This is a genomic window from Lelliottia sp. GFLA7, from assembly GCF_056490165.1.
The window spans coordinates 1-747 of record NZ_JBWLAQ010000017.1; the positions used below are offsets into that span (position 1 = coordinate 1).

The following is a 747-nucleotide window of genomic DNA, read 5'->3' on the forward strand; positions in this document are numbered from 1 at the left end:
GTTATACCGGGTCCGGTCAGTTACAGGGTGTCACACCAGAACAGGGGACGCGTATGTCCGTCCCTCTCCATTCGCTCAAATGTGCGGCCAGTTGCGTCGTGCATCCGGATCCTCCGGCGGTCGACCGATGTTCTCGGCGAGGTGCATGAGCCGCCGGCGCCCCGAGATTCGCAATCCTGGAGACGACCCGCGAATACCGACAATCGTGGGCGCGACTCCGGCCCGCATGAGCGACTGCGCCAACACCACGTGGGTGTCCGGGGCGTGCGGATCGAGCCCGAGGACGTACCGCTGGCCGTCCGCCTCGACCCGGCCGGACGCCAGCACCCAGGCACGCTGTTCACGCGCCCCCGGGATCCATCCGGACGGCACCGCCTTCACGGCACCTCGCGTCCACTGGGTCGCGAGTCCCGTCAGCTGCGGGACGGTCGCCGTCCGGACGAGCGGACGCCCCTCCTCGGACCTGCCGATCTCGGCATCGAGGTGGGCCTCGCGCATCAACTCGGCGATCGCCTCCGCCCGCCACAGGCTGTCGACGACGACCGAGACGCGAGCCCCCTCCTTCGAGGTGACCACCTGGCCCTGCGCAGCCAGCAGCCCACCGAGGTCGGTCACCGCGGGTGGTACCGATTCGGCGGAGAAGAAGGAAAGCTGGGCCACAAGTGGACAGTAGGCCACGATCGGACGTCGTTCGGCGGGATCGCGAATCCGCCACGCTCGCGGACCGGTCGACGGGTCATCGCGAGG

At 69.1% G+C, this 747-nt stretch carries 1 protein-coding gene; it reads right to left on the minus strand.

The features are described 5' to 3' along the window. Window positions 1–75: 75 nt before the first annotated feature. Window positions 76–747 (minus strand): hypothetical protein (locus tag AC07RN_RS20885; protein ID WP_478337202.1); only part of this gene is annotated, 672 nt, incomplete at its 5' end.